This window comes from Rhodobacteraceae bacterium M382, from assembly GCA_025141015.1.
GTDB lineage: Bacteria > Pseudomonadota > Alphaproteobacteria > Rhodobacterales > Rhodobacteraceae > Aliisedimentitalea > Aliisedimentitalea scapharcae.
In genome coordinates this window covers 668173-684279 of sequence record CP081098.1, presented here as the reverse complement: position 1 = coordinate 684279, position 16107 = coordinate 668173, and the positions used below count along the sequence as shown (strand labels likewise).

General features: G+C 58.9%; 13 protein-coding genes. 6 read left to right on the top strand and 7 right to left on the bottom strand.

All coding sequences use genetic code 11. The features are described from left to right. Positions 1 to 47: 47 nt before the first annotated feature. The 3 genes from K3727_03005 (at position 48) to K3727_02995 (ending at position 2016) form a co-directional block, all read left to right on the top strand. On the top strand, positions 48 to 782 hold the full coding sequence (locus tag K3727_03005; GenBank protein ID UWQ91792.1) for a hypothetical protein: 735 nt from the start codon (positions 48 to 50) through the stop codon (positions 780 to 782). Positions 783 to 866: 84 nt separating this feature from the next. Continuing rightward, the gene (locus K3727_03000) at positions 867 to 1628 is read left to right on the top strand and encodes a hypothetical protein (protein ID UWQ91791.1); all 762 of its coding nucleotides are present in this window, start codon (positions 867 to 869) and stop codon (positions 1626 to 1628) included. A 10-nt stretch (positions 1629 to 1638) separates the two neighbouring features. Then, positions 1639 to 2016, top strand: coding sequence for a hypothetical protein (locus K3727_02995; protein UWQ91790.1), 378 nt, complete (start codon positions 1639 to 1641; stop codon positions 2014 to 2016). 8 nt (positions 2017 to 2024) lie between these two features. Here K3727_02995 and K3727_02990 read toward each other — a convergent pair whose 3' ends face one another. The 5 genes from K3727_02990 to K3727_02970 all read right to left on the bottom strand — a co-directional run bounded on the left by K3727_02990 (position 2025) and on the right by K3727_02970 (position 10516). Further along, a complete protein-coding gene (locus K3727_02990) occupies positions 2025 to 3089 on the bottom strand; it encodes a trifunctional transcriptional activator/DNA repair protein Ada/methylated-DNA--[protein]-cysteine S-methyltransferase (protein UWQ91789.1) in 1065 nt (354 codons plus the stop codon). Between the two features lie 136 nt (positions 3090 to 3225). Further along, positions 3226 to 4566, bottom strand: coding sequence for a S41 family peptidase (locus K3727_02985; GenBank protein ID UWQ91788.1), 1341 nt, complete (start codon positions 4564 to 4566; stop codon positions 3226 to 3228). Positions 4567 to 4572: 6 nt separating this feature from the next. Further along, complete coding sequence (locus K3727_02980; GenBank protein ID UWQ91787.1) at positions 4573 to 5703, bottom strand: peptidoglycan DD-metalloendopeptidase family protein; 1131 nt, start codon at positions 5701 to 5703, stop codon at positions 4573 to 4575. Beyond that, entirely contained in the window at positions 5700 to 7217 is a 1518-nt protein-coding gene (gene gpmI / locus K3727_02975) for a 2,3-bisphosphoglycerate-independent phosphoglycerate mutase (protein UWQ91786.1), read from the bottom strand. The genes K3727_02980 and gpmI overlap by 4 nt, the downstream gene beginning before the upstream one ends. A gap of 362 nt (positions 7218 to 7579) precedes the next feature. Next, complete coding sequence (locus K3727_02970; GenBank protein ID UWQ91785.1) at positions 7580 to 10516, bottom strand: error-prone DNA polymerase; 2937 nt, start codon at positions 10514 to 10516, stop codon at positions 7580 to 7582. 132 nt (positions 10517 to 10648) lie between these two features. Between K3727_02970 and K3727_02965 the strand changes: the two genes are divergently transcribed. After that, on the top strand, positions 10649 to 11170 hold the full coding sequence (locus K3727_02965) for a DUF1203 domain-containing protein (GenBank protein UWQ91784.1): 522 nt from the start codon (positions 10649 to 10651) through the stop codon (positions 11168 to 11170). Between the two features lie 46 nt (positions 11171 to 11216). Here K3727_02965 and K3727_02960 read toward each other — a convergent pair whose 3' ends face one another. Continuing rightward, positions 11217 to 12146 carry an ABC transporter ATP-binding protein gene (locus K3727_02960; GenBank protein ID UWQ91783.1) on the bottom strand — a complete coding sequence of 310 codons (930 nt, stop codon included), beginning with the start codon at positions 12144 to 12146 and terminating at the stop codon, positions 11217 to 11219. A gap of 71 nt (positions 12147 to 12217) precedes the next feature. On the opposite strand from K3727_02960, the gene K3727_02955 reads away from it, so the two are divergent. Next, on the top strand, positions 12218 to 12403 hold the full coding sequence (locus K3727_02955; protein UWQ91782.1) for a zinc-finger domain-containing protein: 186 nt from the start codon (positions 12218 to 12220) through the stop codon (positions 12401 to 12403). Positions 12404 to 12642: 239 nt separating this feature from the next. On the opposite strand, the gene K3727_02950 is transcribed toward K3727_02955, so the two are convergent. Further along, positions 12643 to 13134 carry a hypothetical protein gene (locus K3727_02950; GenBank protein ID UWQ91781.1) on the bottom strand — a complete coding sequence of 164 codons (492 nt, stop codon included), beginning with the start codon at positions 13132 to 13134 and terminating at the stop codon, positions 12643 to 12645. A gap of 26 nt (positions 13135 to 13160) precedes the next feature. Here K3727_02950 and polA point away from each other — a divergent pair, with 26 nt between their 5' ends. After that, positions 13161 to 15968, top strand: a complete 2808-nt coding sequence (gene polA, locus K3727_02945) for a DNA polymerase I (GenBank protein ID UWQ91780.1) — start codon at positions 13161 to 13163, stop codon at positions 15966 to 15968. Positions 15969 to 16107: the final 139 nt, after the last annotated feature.

Here is a 16107-nt window from a genome sequence, read left to right as displayed (position 1 = left end):
AATGGCCTTCTGGTCTGGTTCCACGTTCCATAGCAAAGGCACAGGGTTTGAATACCGGTTCCGTCATCAAAACTTTGTGTGGGCTTGCGTTCATCGCCACACTTGCCGCGTGTTCGGCTCCGGCCAAACGTTCCTTTGTCTCGGACCGGCTCCATTCCAGATCAGTATCCAATAGTGAATTACGCCAAGCCAGCCTGGCCAAAGGACGCGTCGTCATCTCGGCACCACGAGGGTATTGCATTGCCGCGGATACCATCCAGTTTTCCAGCGAAGACGACTTTGTCTTGATTGCACGCTGCGATATGGTGGGTGCCAATGGCTTTTTTGCCTCCCGCGAACCCGCTCTGATTTCGGTCATGGTCGGGCGACGGCCGGACGCCAGTCAACCCACGCTTGCTGATCTGGAGCGACTGGCCACCACCGAAGATATCCTGGACCGTCGACCGGACAGCGATCCACCGATGATCCGATTGCGCAGCGCCGAACCCGGCATTGATGGAGCCAGCCCGCAACATTGGCGCGCGGCCTTTTCGGTGAATGGACATTTGGTGGCACTGGCGCTTTATGCTCCCGAAGGCAGCTCGCCCCAGGCATCACGCGGAGCCCGCCTGTTGACCGAATTGACCCGCGAGACCCGCGCCTCCAGCCAACTTCCCACACAGCCGGTTCCGCCTGCATTGCGGGGCTCAAAAAAGGCCTCCGGCCTGCGCCCTTTGCTGCGGCCACATTCCGCTGGCAATCGCGCTGCAACGGGCGGAAAGATCGTCGCGTTGTTTGACTGAAAGCCTTTGGTCACTTAGTCACTGTATAAAACAGTTTGCTTCGACCACACCGAATGGCGGGCCAGCGGATAACTCGGGGATGATATGGGCAAGATTCTGGATCTGTTGTTTCATCAGCGCGCGCTGAAGCGATGGCGCAATGCTGCGAAGAATTCCAATGTGACTGACCTGGCTATGCTCCGGACGCAGCGCAACCATGCCCGGGCACTTCGGACACAGCTGGATCGGTTGCTACATGTTGCCGAAGGGCGGCTGGCGCTTCCGATGATCGGCACCTCGTATTTCTCGAAACCACATGGCACCGATTGGTCATGGCGACCTGAGTTGTGGCGCGGACCACTGCCGACACCGGGTTTGTCGTCGGCACCGACCAAATCCAGCCTCGGCGGCGAAGTCACCCTATTTCACGATTGCGAATTCTCGGAGCTGACCCTGCGCCAGTTGCGCAACACCCGCGAAGAAGACCTGGCGGCCTACGGGCTGCGGATGGATGTTTTCAAATTCGATGGATCGTTTCTGTCATTGGTGATTGATGTCCCGGACGATGCCACACGCGGTATGACCCGCGCGCATCTGTTTCGCATCGACACGATCATCGAGACCGAAAAACCATTGGAAATCTTTGCCCGGTTGAACATCAAACATGGTCCCAATACCGAACAGTTGGTGCGCGAACTGCCGCTGAACGAAAAGGACGTTATGGTCGAATTCGACCTCGCCTATTCCCGGCTGAATGAAAAGAGAATCGACAAGATATGGTTGGACCTGATCTTTGAAGCTCCCGATATGAACCAGGTGGTCCTGCGTGACTTGACCTTTGCCCGCCACCGCCGCGCCGCTATCTGAGGATTTTGAAATGACTGACCTGACACTGACCAAAATCCGCTTTCGCAACGGGAAATGGGAAGGTCGCCTGGAAGGGACCCAGGACACCGGCGTCAAGCCAAGCGTTCGGGTAACCTGCCTGGACCGTCCTGTGGAAACGGTCACGCTGGAAGACGGGGAAACTGGCAAAACCTGGAAACTGACGATCACGATCCCCTCCGAGGCAATCGCCGATGGGGTTCAGACCTTTCTGATCTTTGACACAGATACCGATACCAAGCTGGGCACCTTCAACCTGATCGGCGGCGATCCGGCAGCGGATGATCTGTTGGCCGAAATATCGCTTCTGCGCGCCGAATTGGACATGCTGAAACGCGCGTTCCGCCGTCATTGCCTGGAAACCATGTAAGTTCCCGGTCACGACCGTCGCGCAGCAGCAAAGCCGGACTCGATTTCGATCATACGCTGTTTGCGCCATACCCCGCCGCCATAGCCGGTCAATGCCCCGTCTGCACCCAACACACGGTGACAGGGCACGATGATGGCCAGTTGATTGACCCCATTGGCCCGCGCCACGGCACGTGTCGCGGTGGGGCGGCCGATGTCATGGGCCAGTTGCGAATAGCTGCGGGTCTCACCGGCCGGAATCTGCATCAGGGCCCGCCAGACTTCGCGTTCGAACGCCGTGCCGTGCAACTGCACCGGTGTCACAAAACGTGCAGCGTTTCCGCTGAAATAGGAGGCCAGCTCTGACGCAATCTGATCAGTGGGACCCAATCGTCCCAAACCGACTCCACCAGGCACAGCCTTTTCCAGTTTGCTCAGCTCACGCGGCAAAGCTTTGCGGTCAATAAATTCCAAAAGATGCAACCTGTGGGTGCAACTGACGCCGATCATCGCCCCCAAAGGAGTCTCGATCCAGTCCGCCTTAAGCAGTGCGGTGGCGCTGAAGGCCGACGGTGCCCGCCCCAGCAGACGCGCAAACGCCGCCCGAAAAGCGCTGGGAGATTCAAACCCGGCCGTCACCTGGGCGTCGACCACCCGCCCCCCTTCTCCCAACGTCGTGAACCCTTCGCGCAGGCGGCGGTGTCGCGCCATGTCCAGAAACGTCATGCCAAAGTGACGCTTGAACACCCGGCGCACAGTCGAGAGATCCAATCCCAGCCGAACAATGTCCTGTTCGCTCCACCGGTACGCCGGGCTCTTGTCCAATGCGTCCAGCAACCGGGCCACAATGGGGTCTTTCTGCGCCATCGGGGCCAGGGGGTGACAGCGTTTGCACGGGCGAAACCCGGATTCGATACATTCGGAAGGCGTTGCATAGAACCGGCAGTTTTCAGGTTTGGGATGTCGGGCCGGACAACTGAGGCGACAGAAAATTCCGGTACTGGTCACGCCTACATACGCCACCCCGTCATACGCGGGATCACGGGCAACCAGAGCTGAATACAGGGTTTGGGGATCAGGCAAGTCAAACAACATGCCCCCTCATACCCCAAGCCATTTCCTCTTGGCGTCGAAAATCGGGCAGCACTGTTAAATTTCCGCTTCAGGCGTACATGAAAAAGGGCCACGCATATGAATATGCATGGCCCCAATTCAAACACTCAGGTGTAAATTACTCTTTGGGGCCCAACGCAGACAGGCCCTTGAGGATGTCGATCGCATAGGCAAGCTGGTAATCGTCCTCGCGCAGCTTGGCGGCGGCTTCGGCCTTGGCCCGATCCTCTTCGATTTGACGGATTTCATCTTCGCTGAGGCTATCATTGTTCAGACGTCCCCGCAGATCCGCCTCGGACCGGGTACGGCGCTTCGACGTTGCGTCCTCTTCCTCCTCGGTGGTGTCGGCGCGGCGCGGCTGTTCGACCACGATGTCCGGGCTGACACCCAATGCCTGGATCGAGCGGCCCGACGGGGTGTAATAGCGCGCTGTGGTCAGACGCATGGCACCATCGCCACGCAGCGGCATGACTGTCTGGACCGATCCTTTGCCAAAGCTTTTGGTACCGACCACGATAGCCCGGCGGTGATCCTGCAAGGCACCAGCAACGATTTCCGACGCCGAAGCCGACCCACCGTTGATCAGAACCACCATTGGCAGTCCCTGGGCCAAATCGCCATCGGTCGCATTGAACCGTTCACCATCTTCGGGGTTGCGACCCCGGGTCGAAACGATTTCGCCGCTGTTCAGGAAACCATCGGACACCTTGATTGCCTGGGTCAGCAGGCCGCCGGGGTTGTTGCGCAGATCCAGAACAATGCCGTTCAGGTTTTCAATGCCCCCGGCCTCTTCGATCTGTTCTTCCAGCCCGCTTTGCAGGTTGGGATAGGTCTGATCGTTAAAGGTGGTCACACGTACAACTGCTGTCTTGCCTTCTGTCCGGGCCCGCACAGCGGTCAGCTTGATCGTGTCGCGGATGATCGACACATCAAAGGGTTCGTCTTCCCCTTCGCGCACCACGGTGATCACGATTTCCGACCCAACCGGCCCGCGCATCAGGTCCACGGCTTCGTCCAGAGACAGGCCCAGAACGCTTTCGCTGTCCACATGGGTGATAAAGTCGCCGGCTTCTATCCCGGCTTCATCTGCTGGGGTGCCATCAATCGGTGACACCACTTTGACAAAACCTTCTTCCTGGGTGACTTCGATCCCCAGACCACCGAACTCGCCACGCGTTTGCACCCGCATCTGTGCGGCGTCATCAGGCGACAAATAGCTGGAATGCGGGTCGAGCGATGCCAGCATGCCGCCAATGGCTGCTTCGATCAGCTCGGATTCGTCGACTTCTTCGACATATTGAACGCGGATCCGTTCAAAGATGTCGCCAAACAGATCCAGTTGTTCATATACGGTGGAATTGCGCGCATTCTCTTGCGCCAGCAATGGGCCTGCCACCTGTGTCGAGGCAATCACCCCTGCCAGCGTGCCGCCCAAAGCAGCCATCACGAATTTCTTCATACTCGCCTATCCATTGTTTTTGGTACGGAACCACGTTTCCGGGTCCACAGGGCGATTGCCCTCTCTGACCTCTATATAGAGCGTTTCTGAGCGGTCAGTACCAGAGGCTTCACCGCTTAGTGACAGAATTGCGCCGATTTCCGGAATTTGTCCGCCCATCAGGCCAATCGGTGTCCCCGCCGGAATAACCTGACCGGGTTCGCCATAGACCTCGGACAACCCTGAAAGAACAAATAGCGTATCGGACTGAGGTTCCAGAATCATTACATTGCCAAGATCCAGCAAAGGGCCGCGATACCGGATGGTTGCAGCCGTAGGGCTGCTGACCAGCGCCCGCGGGCGTGCGGCAACCACGACGCCATCCCGTTTGACCCCGGCGGCGTCGGCCTGACCGAACCTGCGCAAAACCACGCCTTGGACGGGCAAGGGCAAACTGCCCTTTTGCGACATAACGCTGGCGTTGCTTTCGGCGATCTCTCCGTCGGAAATCTCTGAAAGGCCGCTGGCGAATCCGTCCAATGTTTCGGTTGACGAAATCAGAATCGCCGTGCGCACCGGATCGTGAGTGAACCGTCGCGGCAGGTCGGTGCGGTCGGCAATGGCCTTGGACAGATCCGAGCGGGCCTGTTGCACACCAGCCAAACCGGTTTCCAGTGTTTGCGCAGCATTCTGCTGAAGTAGGCGCAGGGTCTGCACTTCTTGCAAGTCATTGCGCAGCACCCGCGCGCGTGCATTCAACCCCGGCGTGACCTCGGCCAGGATCATGGCGGATCGGGCCGACCCCAGCGGTCCCGAGGGGTGCAGCATCAGAACTGGCGGTGCCGAAGTCTCAATGGTCTGCAATACCCCCAGCAACTCGGCCACTTCGCCCTCGCGGGCCTTGAGCGCCTGAGTCAACTCTCCTTCGCGCCGCGCGGCCCGGCGCAGCCCGTCGCGCATGGCCCCCAGACCGGCCTCGAATGCCCGCACGGTTTCTGTTAGCGCCTTGACCCGATCCCGCGCGGTTTGCGCCCCCTGCAATTGCAGCGTCGCCTCTTCGAGTTGGGCCGACGCATTACGCGCGGCTGTCGCCGGATTGTCCTGCGCCAAAGCGGGTCCAGCCAGGACCAGACCCAATAAGGCAGCGCGCAACATCATGCGATCAGACTCTTCCCCGTCATTTCATTCGGCATCGGCAGATCCATCAATTCCAGCAGGGTTGGTGCCAGATCGGCCAATCGTCCGTGACGCAGCTTGGCTCCTTCGGGTCCCCCCACCAGAACCACGGGTACCGGGTTCAATGTGTGCGCAGTATGGGGCCCTCCGGTCACCGGGTCCACCATGGTTTCACAATTGCCGTGATCTGCGGTGACAATCATCGCCCCGCCGACCTGTTCCAACGCGGCGATCACCCGCTCCAGCCCCTGATCCACGGCTTCGCAGGCCTGGATCGCGGCTTTGAGATCGCCGGTATGACCGACCATATCGGGGTTCGCGTAATTGGTGACAATCAGATCATAACCTTCCTCGATCGCTTCGACGAATTTGTCCGTCACTTCGCAGGAGGACATTTCAGGCTGCAGATCATAGGTCGCCACTTTGGGCGATTTTGGCATGAAGCGGTCTTCGCCCTCTGCCGGATCTTCCTCACCGCCATTCAGAAAGAACGTCACATGGGGATATTTTTCGGTCTCAGCCAGCCGGAACTGGCGCAGCCCCTGTTTGGCCACCCATTCACCCAACGTATTGACGATCTCGCGCGATGGAAAAACCGTCGTCATATACGTGTTATGCTGATCCGAATATTCGACCATCCCCAAGAACCCGGCCAAATGTGGCCGCTTGCCGGTATCAAAGCCGCTGAAACCGGGCTGGCCAATGGCGGCCAGGATCTCGCGCGCACGATCGGCACGGAAATTCAGGCAGAACACGCCATCATCATCCTGCACCCCGGCATAGTCACCAATCACCGTGGCGCTGATGAATTCATCGGTTTCAGACCGGTTATAGGCCTGGGTGATCGCAGCATGCGCATTCTCGGCGGATTTGCCCTGACCGTTGATCATCGCCTCATAGGCTTCGCCGACTCGCTCCCACCGGTTGTCGCGATCCATTGCGAAATAGCGTCCCGTCACGGTGCCGATACATGCCCCTTCGGGCAGTTGCCCTTCGAGTGTGCGAAAGTAACCGTAGGCCGATTTCGGAGCAACATCACGCCCGTCGGTAATCGCGTGCAGCACCACCGGAACACCTGCACCCGCTATGGCCCGGATTGCCGCCAGGATATGGCTCATATGGCCATGCACTCCGCCATCCGATACCATCCCCATCAGATGCGCGGTGCCCCCGGTGTCGCGCATCTTGGCGATGAATGCCCCCAGCGCTGCGTTCTCGAAAAACGTCCCATCTTCGATCGCCAGGTCAATCTGACCCAGATCCATTGCCACCACACGACCAGCACCGATATTGGTGTGGCCGACCTCTGAATTCCCCATCTGCCCACTGGGAAGCCCCACGTCCGGCCCATAGGTGATCAGCGTCGCATTCGGGCTGTTCCGCATCAGGCTGTCGAATGTGGGGGTCTGCGCCAGATAAGGGGCGTTGGCCGCCGTATCCTCGGACAATCCCCAACCATCAAGGATACACAGGACAACGGGCTTGGGCGTAGGCATTCAAACTCTCCGGGCAATCGAATTTGCAGCCTTCTATCTTTTGCCTGCACAAGGGTGAACCGCCTTTAGCGCAACCAGTGGCGACTTGTCATCAAAAAGCGATCAATTCCCACATTTCCCGGAAGTTACACCAAAGACAGCTGCTCCAAATGCAGCAAGGTGCCCTGCCTTTGCAAATTAGTTGTCGTGGGTCTCTGACGGGGCCGAGGGATCAGAACTGGTTCCGTCCTCACCTGCGTCTGCTGCTGCCAACGCATGCTGGAAACGCTTCGTTCCTGTGTTCGCTTGTCGGTGGTGGGGTCATTGTCCTGCGCCCCCAAGAGAACAAAACGCACCAAGTTCAACCCAGACAAAGTCTGTGATCAAGGATCTTCTTGTACCGTTGCGGCACCCTGCGGTGCCCTGTTCATTCCAGGTGTCAGCCGCGCTCTGAGCAAGGCCATTGGGTGTGCCTTGAGGCTGAGCCGGGTAGCGACATAATCTTCGACCACCTGTTCCCCCAATGTCATGCGCGGCAGGTGGGCGGCAGGTTCGTCGATGGCCTCGCCTTCCAGAGTTTGGGCAAACAGCGGCAATGGCTTGGCCGAGGCAATCGCCTTGGCCGCCCACAGGGCCTCGCGCCGGGTCATGTTCAGGCTGGCAAAAGCGTCCGCTTCGGCCAGTCGCTCCAGGATTTTCGGCCCCAAGCCGGCCTTGCGCCAGACATCTTCGAGTTCATGATAGCCATTGCCGCGCGCTGCGGTGAGCCAGGCAGCATCCTCTTCGGCCAATCCCTTGATCTGGCGAAACCCCAACCGCAGCGCCAAACCACCGCGCCCATCCGGCTCCATCACATTGTCCCAAAAGCTGGCATTGACGCAAATCGGACGCACCACGACCCCATGTTCGCGCGCATCCCGCACGATCTGGGCCGGGGCATAGAATCCCATCGGTTGCGAGTTCAGCAGCGCACAGGCAAAGATCCCCGGATAATGGCATTTGATCCAGGCGCTGGCATACACCAACAGCGCAAATGACGCCGCGTGGCTTTCGGGAAAGCCATACGACCCAAACCCCTCGATCTGGGAGAAACACCGCTCGGCGAAATCATCATCATAGCCATTACGTTTCATTCCGCGCAAAAACAGCGCGCGGAATTCGCTGACACTGCCGTGTTTCTTGAAGGTCGCCAGTGACCGGCGCAACCGGTCCGCCTGCTCCGGCGTGAACCCGGCCCCCACCATGGCAATCTGCATCGCCTGCTCCTGAAACAGGGGCACCCCAAGCGTTTTCCCCAGGACCTGCCCCAATGCGTCCGAGGGAAAGGACACCTCCTCCTCACCATTGCGGCGCCTGATATAGGGATGCACCATATCACCCTGAATAGGGCCGGGACGGATGATCGCCACTTCGATCACCAGATCATAGAAATTGCGCGGTCGCATACGGGGCAGAAAGTTCATCTGGGCCCGGGATTCCACTTGGAACACCCCGATGCTGTCGGCCTCGCACAGCATGTCATAGACCCGCAGATCTTCCTGCGGCAGCGTGGCCAGCGAGTGGCGCTGTCGGTGATGCTGCTCGATCAGATCAAACGCCTTGCGGATGCAGGTCAACATGCCCAGGGACAGGACATCGACCTTGAGAATGCCCAGCGCGTCGATGTCGTCCTTGTCCCAGCAGATTACCGTGCGTCCCTCCATTGTGGCGTTTTCAATGGGCACCAGTTCGTCCAGCCGCCCATCTGTGATGATGAAGCCCCCCACATGCTGGGACAGATGTCGGGGAAAGCCGATGATCTGGCGCACCAGATCCATGGTCTGGCACAGGCGGCGGTCGGTCGGGTCCAGGCCGATCTCGCGCATACGCTGCGCCTCGACACCATCGGCACTGAAGAACCCCCATAGCTGCGAGCTGATCGCCGAAATCGTATCTTCGGTCAGCCCCATGGCGCGACCCACCTCGCGAATGGCGCGTTTGCCGCGATAGTGGATCACCGTGGCGCACAGCCCCGCCCGTTCACGGCCATAGCGTTCATAGATGTGCTGGATCACCTCTTCGCGGCGTTCATGTTCGAAATCCACATCAATATCCGGCGGCTCATCGCGCGCCTCGGACACAAAGCGTTCAAACACCATGGTGCCCATTTCCGGGCTGACCGAGGTCACACCGAGACAATAGCACACCACCGAATTGGCCGCCGACCCGCGCCCCTGACACAGGATGTCCCGGCTTCGGGCAAACTGCACGATGTCATGCACGGTTAGAAAATAAGGTTCGTAACGTAGCTTGCCGATCAAGGTCAGCTCGTGCTCCAGCATTGCGCGCACCTTGTCCGATGCCCCATCCGGATAGCGCCACCTGAGCCCTTTTTCGGCCAAGCGACGCAGGTGCCGTGTCGGAGAAACACCATCCTCGGTCTCGGACGGGTAGTCATAACGCAGCTCGTCCAGCGAAAACGTCAGGCTGTCCGCCAATGCACCGGCCCGGTCCACCGCCTCTTTGAACCCGGCAAAGATACGGGTCATTTCCGCCCGGGATCGCATCCGCTGTTCGCCATTGGCCAGTGCGGCCCGACCCAGGGCTTCGACCTTGCATCGCAAACGGATGGCGCTGAGCACATCGGCCAGTCGTCGACGCCCGCCGTGATGCATGCGCGGCGCGGCGCTGGCCAGGGTCGGGATGCCAAGCGTTACGGCCTGTTCCGTGAGACGGGCAAACCGGGGTGTATCATTGCCATCATAGACAGGTGTCATCAGCAAATGCATCCGCCCGCTAAAGCGGCGCGTCAGCTGTTGCACCTGTGGCTGCCATCCGCCCGCGCCGCCCGGCCCCGGATCCGCCTGTGGCCAGGCCAACAAGTGGAGCCCATCCGAAAAACCCATCAGGTCGGACAGCTGGAGATCACAACTGCCCTTGTCCGTCCGCAACCGCCCAACCGACAGCAGTCGACACAGATTGCCCCAACCCCGCCGGTTCTGCGGCAAGGCAATCACACAGGGGGCATCGGTGAACACCAGCCGCGCGGCCGGGATCAAACGGGGCACATCATAGATCGGGAACGACACCGAGATGGGGCAATCATCCGGTCGCGGGGGGCCAATCGGAGAGTTGTCACAATCCCACGCCTGACGCTCCTGCACCCGGCGGGCAATATCGCGTGCCTCAAGATGAGCGCGCACAATCCCCCCGACCGAATTTTCATCCGCAATTGCCAGCGCCGGAAGCCCCAGGATCAACGCGCGCTGGACGTATTCTTCGGGGTGCGACGCCCCGGTAAGGAAGGTGAAGTTGGAGAGATTCGCGAATTCGACAAACATGATAGACAGTAGGATATTCCCCTTTTGTTCTAATCGCGAGTCCTTGCTGGAGATTACATGGCGTTTGCGCAGGTTTCGGGTCGCGTACGGGCCCTACGCTCGCGATGCTGAGGGAAACAAGGAGAAGACCTCATGCCCAGAATTACCGCCATGCCCACCCACATTGTCCGCGCTCTGCAGGCCGGAGGCACCGACGCCAATGGGCAAGCTCCGGAACAGGCCATCTCAACCGGACCAGGCAACCCATGCCGCCACTGTCTGGCTCATATCCCTGACGGGGATCCCATGTTGATCCTGTCGCACCGCCCCTTTCCCACTCTCCACCCCTACGCGGAGAGCGGCCCAATCTTTTTGTGTGCCAAGGCCTGCGACAGGTTTGAGGAGGATGCCATCCCCGAGATCCTCCGGTCGTCCCCTGATTATCTGGTCAAAGGCTACGATGCCACGGACCGCATTATCTATGGCACCGGAGCAGTGGTGGCAGCCCACCGAATTATGGCATATTCGGACCAGCTGTTGGCCCGCAGCGACGTGTCCTACGTGCACATCCGATCGTCGCGCAACAATTGTTACCAGGCGCGGGTAGATCGTGACAACATCAACCAGCTCACCCCGCGAATGGATCCGACGGGCGCCTCCGGCGGAGGTATTTAGGACCAGAAAGAAGCAGCAGTGGCACCCAGCCAGTCGACTATGTGAATCAAGTCGAGGCGGTCAGAGCCAGAAAAACATCCTGTAGGTCCGCTTCTTCGGTTTTGACATCTCGTATGGTGATCCCCGCGCCATGAATCGCCGCCAGAACCTGTTCGGCGCGGGTGACACGGCTTTGGTAGCGCAGCAAGAGGGCACCATCGCTGCGCAATTCTGCTTCGATTCCCGGTGCCTGCGGCAAAACCGTCACCGGGCTGTCCGGATGCACCACCATGGTTTTGGCATCCAGACGTCCGAGCAGGTTGTTCTTGGTATCGCGCGCCACAACAGAGCCTTGGTTGATGATCGCGATCTCGTCGCACATCTCTTCGGCTTCTTCGAGATAGTGGGTTGTCAAGATGATGGTCATGCCCTGATCATTCAGCTTGCGGATGTTTTCCCAAAGCATCTGGCGCAATTCGATATCGACGCCAGCAGTGGGTTCGTCCAGCACCAGGATATGCGGATGATGCACCAGCGCCTTGCCCAGCAAAAGCCGTCGGCGCATTCCGCCCGACAGGGTACGGGCATAGGCGTTGGCCTTGTCGCTCAGCCCCACCATATCGAGGATCTCGTCGCTGCGGCGTTCGGTTTTGGGTACGCCGTACAGGCCCGCCTGAACCTCGAGCGCACCGCGGGGGGAGAAAAAGGGATCCAGGTTCAATTCCTGAGGCATTACCCCGATGGCAGCGCGGGACTGGCGTGGATTGGCGTCCTGGTCAAATCCCCAGATTGTCACCTTGCCCGACGTTTTCAGCACCAGACCGGCCAGGATGTTGATCAGCGTCGATTTGCCTGCTCCATTCGGTCCCAGCAGGCCAAAGACCGATCCCCGTGGCACATGCAGGTCCACGCCTTTGAGCGCGTGTTTTTCGGGCTGGCCACGTTTTCCGATGTAGGTTTTGCGCAGCGCCTGGAGGTGGATTGCGTCCTGTGTCATCGCGGCTCTTGCTCCCGGTTTTGTCCTGCCTCATAAAAGCGCCTAACGTATTATCAGAAGGACTGCCAGCGATGACCACCCATGCGCCGGAAACCAAGATCGTCGAAAGCTATCGCGTCGCCTGCGACGGTGGCGAAGGCGCGTTGGGACACCCCCGTGTCTATCTGCAAATCCCCGAGGGCGACGGTTGGGTCGAATGCCCCTATTGCGATTGCAAATATGTGCACAAGGCACATCAGGACACCACGGCCGACTAAAACGGCCAACTAAAGCGAACGTGAAAACTGCTGTCGCCGACCGCTCTGGCAGTTGCCGGTTCGGAGGCGGCAGAGAGCCGCACCCCGTTTGAATCCTGTATGTCCTGTTTCAGGTGGCATTACCTGTAGGTCGACGACATTCGTCGCTTGCACATCAACGATGCACGCAATCATGCAACTGGTCAGGCATTGACGACCAATTTTGAGCCGGGCAGGACCTGTTTGCCCACGTCACCAACTCAGCTGATCGGAACCTCGACATCATTGCACAGCAAACGTGGGTTAACCTCCCCTGATTCATTTCTTAGGAACTGGCGAATATTGTGTCCTGACCACATGTGAATCGTTTCCCCATTGCTGAGCCTGCCCAAACCGCTGGCGGTTCCGGTTTCTGGATCATGCGAGGTGAAATACACAATCCCGGTTAGCGCATTGTCGCATTCGATTGTTGCCTCGCCCAAACCCAAAAACCCATTAAGTCGCCACTGCCCAAAGCATGTAAAACCAGCATTGGTATCCCCTGCAAAGACCCCGGAGTTCCATCCCATGGCGCGCCCGGTGAAATAGATCCCTGTCTGTCCCAAACAGGCAACCAAAGGCGAACAGAGCTCGGCTCCATCAAAGGTCTGGTCACAGTCGAGGTCAACTTTTGGTGCCGACAGCGCCGGACTGGCCATAAGGGCGATTGCGGTCAGGGGCGGGATGGCGGATAAAATGCGTAAATCAAACATGCATTCACATTACGGGGCACCGCGTCATGAGCAAGACCGAATTCGGCAAGGGTTGCCATCTGCATCTGATTGATGGATCGGCCTTTATCTTTCGCGCCTATCACGCGTTGCCGCCGCTAACCCGTAAATCCGACGGGCTGCCTGTTGGTGCCGTATCGGGGTTCTGCAATATGCTGCAACGCTATGTCGAGGATAACAACGGTCCCGACGCACCCACCCATGCGGCGGTGATCTTTGATCATTCGGGCAAGAGTTTCCGCAATGAGATGTATGATCTCTACAAGGCCAACCGTCCGCCTGCCCCCGAAGATCTGGTGCCACAATTTCCGCTGACCCGCGACGCCACCCGTGCCTTTAATATCGCCTGCAAGGAGGTCGAAGGATTCGAGGCCGACGACATTATCGCCACATTGGCCTGTCGCGCGCGCGAGGCTGGCGGTCGGGTGACCATCATCAGTTCTGACAAGGACCTGATGCAGCTGGTTGGCGGCGGCGTTGAAATGCTGGACGCGATGAAGAACAAGCGCATTGACCGCGACGGGGTGCTGGAGAAATTCGGTGTCGGCCCGGAACGCGTGGTGGACGTTCAGGCGCTGGCCGGGGACAGTGTTGACAATGTGCCAGGTGCACCGGGAATCGGTATCAAGACCGCCGCGTTGTTGATCAACGAATATGGTTCGCTCGAAGATCTGCTGAACCGCGCAACAGAAATCAAGCAGCCCAAGCGGCGACAGACATTGATCGACAATCGCGATCAGATCGAATTGTCCAAACAGCTGGTTCAGCTGGACTGCGAGATGACGCTCGACTTCTCGCTCGAGGAGTTGGAAGTTCAGGATCCCGACCCCGAAGCCCTGCTGACATTCCTCTCCGAAATGGAGTTCCGCACGCTTTCCAAACGTCTGGCTGATCGAATGGGTGTGGAAACTCCGGACATCCCAGAGAAACCTCTGGAAGGCAGCGGCGAGGCGTCGATGCCCGAATCCGTACCCTTTAACCCCGAGACATACACCTGTGTGCGAGATGCAGCTGCGTTGCAGGGGTGGATAGATCAGGCAATAGAACGCGGCTGGGTCGCCGTGGATACCGAAACCACCGGTTTGGACGAAATGGTTGTCGATCTGGTTGGCGTTTCCCTGTGTGTCGAAGCCGGACAGGCCTGTTACATCCCGTTGACCCACAAGGCCGGAGCCTCGGACGACTTGTTTGGATCGGATGAATTGGCCGAGGGGCAGATGCCGCTAAAGACGGCGCTGGATATGTTGAAACCGCTGCTCGAAGATCCGTCAGTGATCAAGATCGGGCAGAACATGAAATACGACGCCAAGATCTTTGCCCGTCAGGGCATCACAGTGACACCGATCGACGATACCATGTTGATGTCCTATGCGCTGCACGGCGGTGAACACAACCACGGAATGGATACGCTTTCGGATCGCTATCTGGATCACACTCCAATTCCAATCAAACCGCTGCTGGGCACCGGAAAATCCGCGATCACCTTCGACCGTGTGCCAATTGACGATGCCATCGCCTATGCCGCCGAGGACGCGGATATCACGCTGCGCCTGTGGCAGACGTTCAAGCCACAGCTGCACCAACGGCAGGTCACCACCGTCTATGAAACACTGGAACGGCCGCTGATCCCAGTTCTGGCCAAGATGGAAATGGACGGCATCAAGGTTGACCGGGACACCCTGAGCAGGATGTCCAATGCCTTTGCCCAAAAGATGGCCGCTCTGGAAGCCGAAATTCACGAACTGGCCGGTGAGAGCTTCAATGTCGGCAGCCCCAAGCAGTTGGGCGAGATCCTGTTCGACAAAATGGGAATCGAGGGTGGCAAAAAGGGCAAGACCGGTGCCTATGCGACGGGTGCGGATATTCTGGAAGATTTGGCAACAGAGCATGAACTGCCTGGCCGGGTGTTGGACTGGCGACAGCTGTCCAAACTGAAGTCGACCTATACGGATGCCCTACAGGACCATATCAACCCGGACACCGGCCGGGTGCACACCTCCTATTCCATCGCCGGTGCATCAACGGGGCGATTGGCGTCGACGGATCCGAACCTGCAAAACATCCCGGTGCGTTCCGAGGAAGGGCGCCGTATCCGAGAGGCCTTTATCGCCGAACCGGGAAATGTGCTTCTGTCGCTCGACTATTCCCAGATTGAACTGCGGATCCTGGCCCATGTCGCCGGGATTGATGCGCTGAAACAGGCGTTTGCTGATGGTTTGGACATTCACGCCATGACCGCATCCGAAATGTTCGACGTTCCGCTGGACGAGATGACGTCGGATATCCGACGTCAAGCCAAGGCAATCAACTTTGGCGTCATCTACGGAATTTCCGGATTCGGACTGGCGCGCAACCTTCGTATCCCGCGCAAGGATGCCCAAGGTTTTATTGACCGCTATTTCGAACGGTTCCCCGGGATCCGAAAATATATGGACAGCACCGTCGATTTCGCCAAGGAGCACGGGTATGTGCAGACTTTGTTCGGACGCAAGATCCACACGCCCGAGATTGGTGCCAAAGGCCCCAAGGCCGGGTTCGCCAAACGCGCGGCGATCAACGCGCCTATCCAGGGCACGGCCGCAGATGTCATCCGCCGCGCAATGATCCGGATGCCCGACGCTATTGCACACCTGCCCGCACGGATGTTGCTGCAGGTTCACGATGAACTGCTGTTTGAAGTCCCCGAGGCAGATGTCGAGGAAACCATTGCCGTAGCGCGTCACGTCATGGAAACCGCGGCAGATCCGGCTGTGCATCTGGAAATCAAATTGAGCGTTGATGCTGGTCAGGGAGCCGATTGGTCGGAAGCCCATTAGAGGGTTACATGACACGCAGGGTCACTGATCTGGTGCCAAAACGGGAGAGCTCCCGCCCGCGGGAGCCGCATCAAAGATGCGTCACCCCCCGTTGGGCCAGGCAGCGCGTGCAAGCACGCGCTGCCTGGCCCGGCGTGGT

What these genes read in the sequence shown, in the direction of transcription:
- K3727_02950 (UWQ91781.1), bottom strand. Translation starts at nt 13,134, where the DNA reads ATGTTTGATTTACGCATTTTATCCGCCATCCCGCCCCTGACCGCAATC.
- K3727_02985 (UWQ91788.1), bottom strand. Translation starts at nt 4,566, where the DNA reads ATGAAGAAATTCGTGATGGCTGCTTTGGGCGGCACGCTGGCAGGGGTG.
- K3727_02980 (UWQ91787.1), bottom strand. Translation starts at nt 5,703, where the DNA reads ATGATGTTGCGCGCTGCCTTATTGGGTCTGGTCCTGGCTGGACCCGCT.
- K3727_02965 (UWQ91784.1), top strand. Translation starts at nt 10,649, where the DNA reads ATGCCCAGAATTACCGCCATGCCCACCCACATTGTCCGCGCTCTGCAG.
- K3727_02960 (UWQ91783.1), bottom strand. Translation starts at nt 12,146, where the DNA reads ATGACACAGGACGCAATCCACCTCCAGGCGCTGCGCAAAACCTACATC.
- polA (UWQ91780.1), top strand. Translation starts at nt 13,161, where the DNA reads ATGAGCAAGACCGAATTCGGCAAGGGTTGCCATCTGCATCTGATTGAT.
- K3727_03000 (UWQ91791.1), top strand. Translation starts at nt 867, where the DNA reads ATGGGCAAGATTCTGGATCTGTTGTTTCATCAGCGCGCGCTGAAGCGA.
- K3727_02990 (UWQ91789.1), bottom strand. Translation starts at nt 3,089, where the DNA reads ATGTTGTTTGACTTGCCTGATCCCCAAACCCTGTATTCAGCTCTGGTT.
- K3727_02955 (UWQ91782.1), top strand. Translation starts at nt 12,218, where the DNA reads ATGACCACCCATGCGCCGGAAACCAAGATCGTCGAAAGCTATCGCGTC.
- K3727_02995 (UWQ91790.1), top strand. Translation starts at nt 1,639, where the DNA reads ATGACTGACCTGACACTGACCAAAATCCGCTTTCGCAACGGGAAATGG.
- K3727_02970 (UWQ91785.1), bottom strand. Translation starts at nt 10,516, where the DNA reads ATGTTTGTCGAATTCGCGAATCTCTCCAACTTCACCTTCCTTACCGGG.
- gpmI (UWQ91786.1), bottom strand. Translation starts at nt 7,217, where the DNA reads ATGCCTACGCCCAAGCCCGTTGTCCTGTGTATCCTTGATGGTTGGGGA.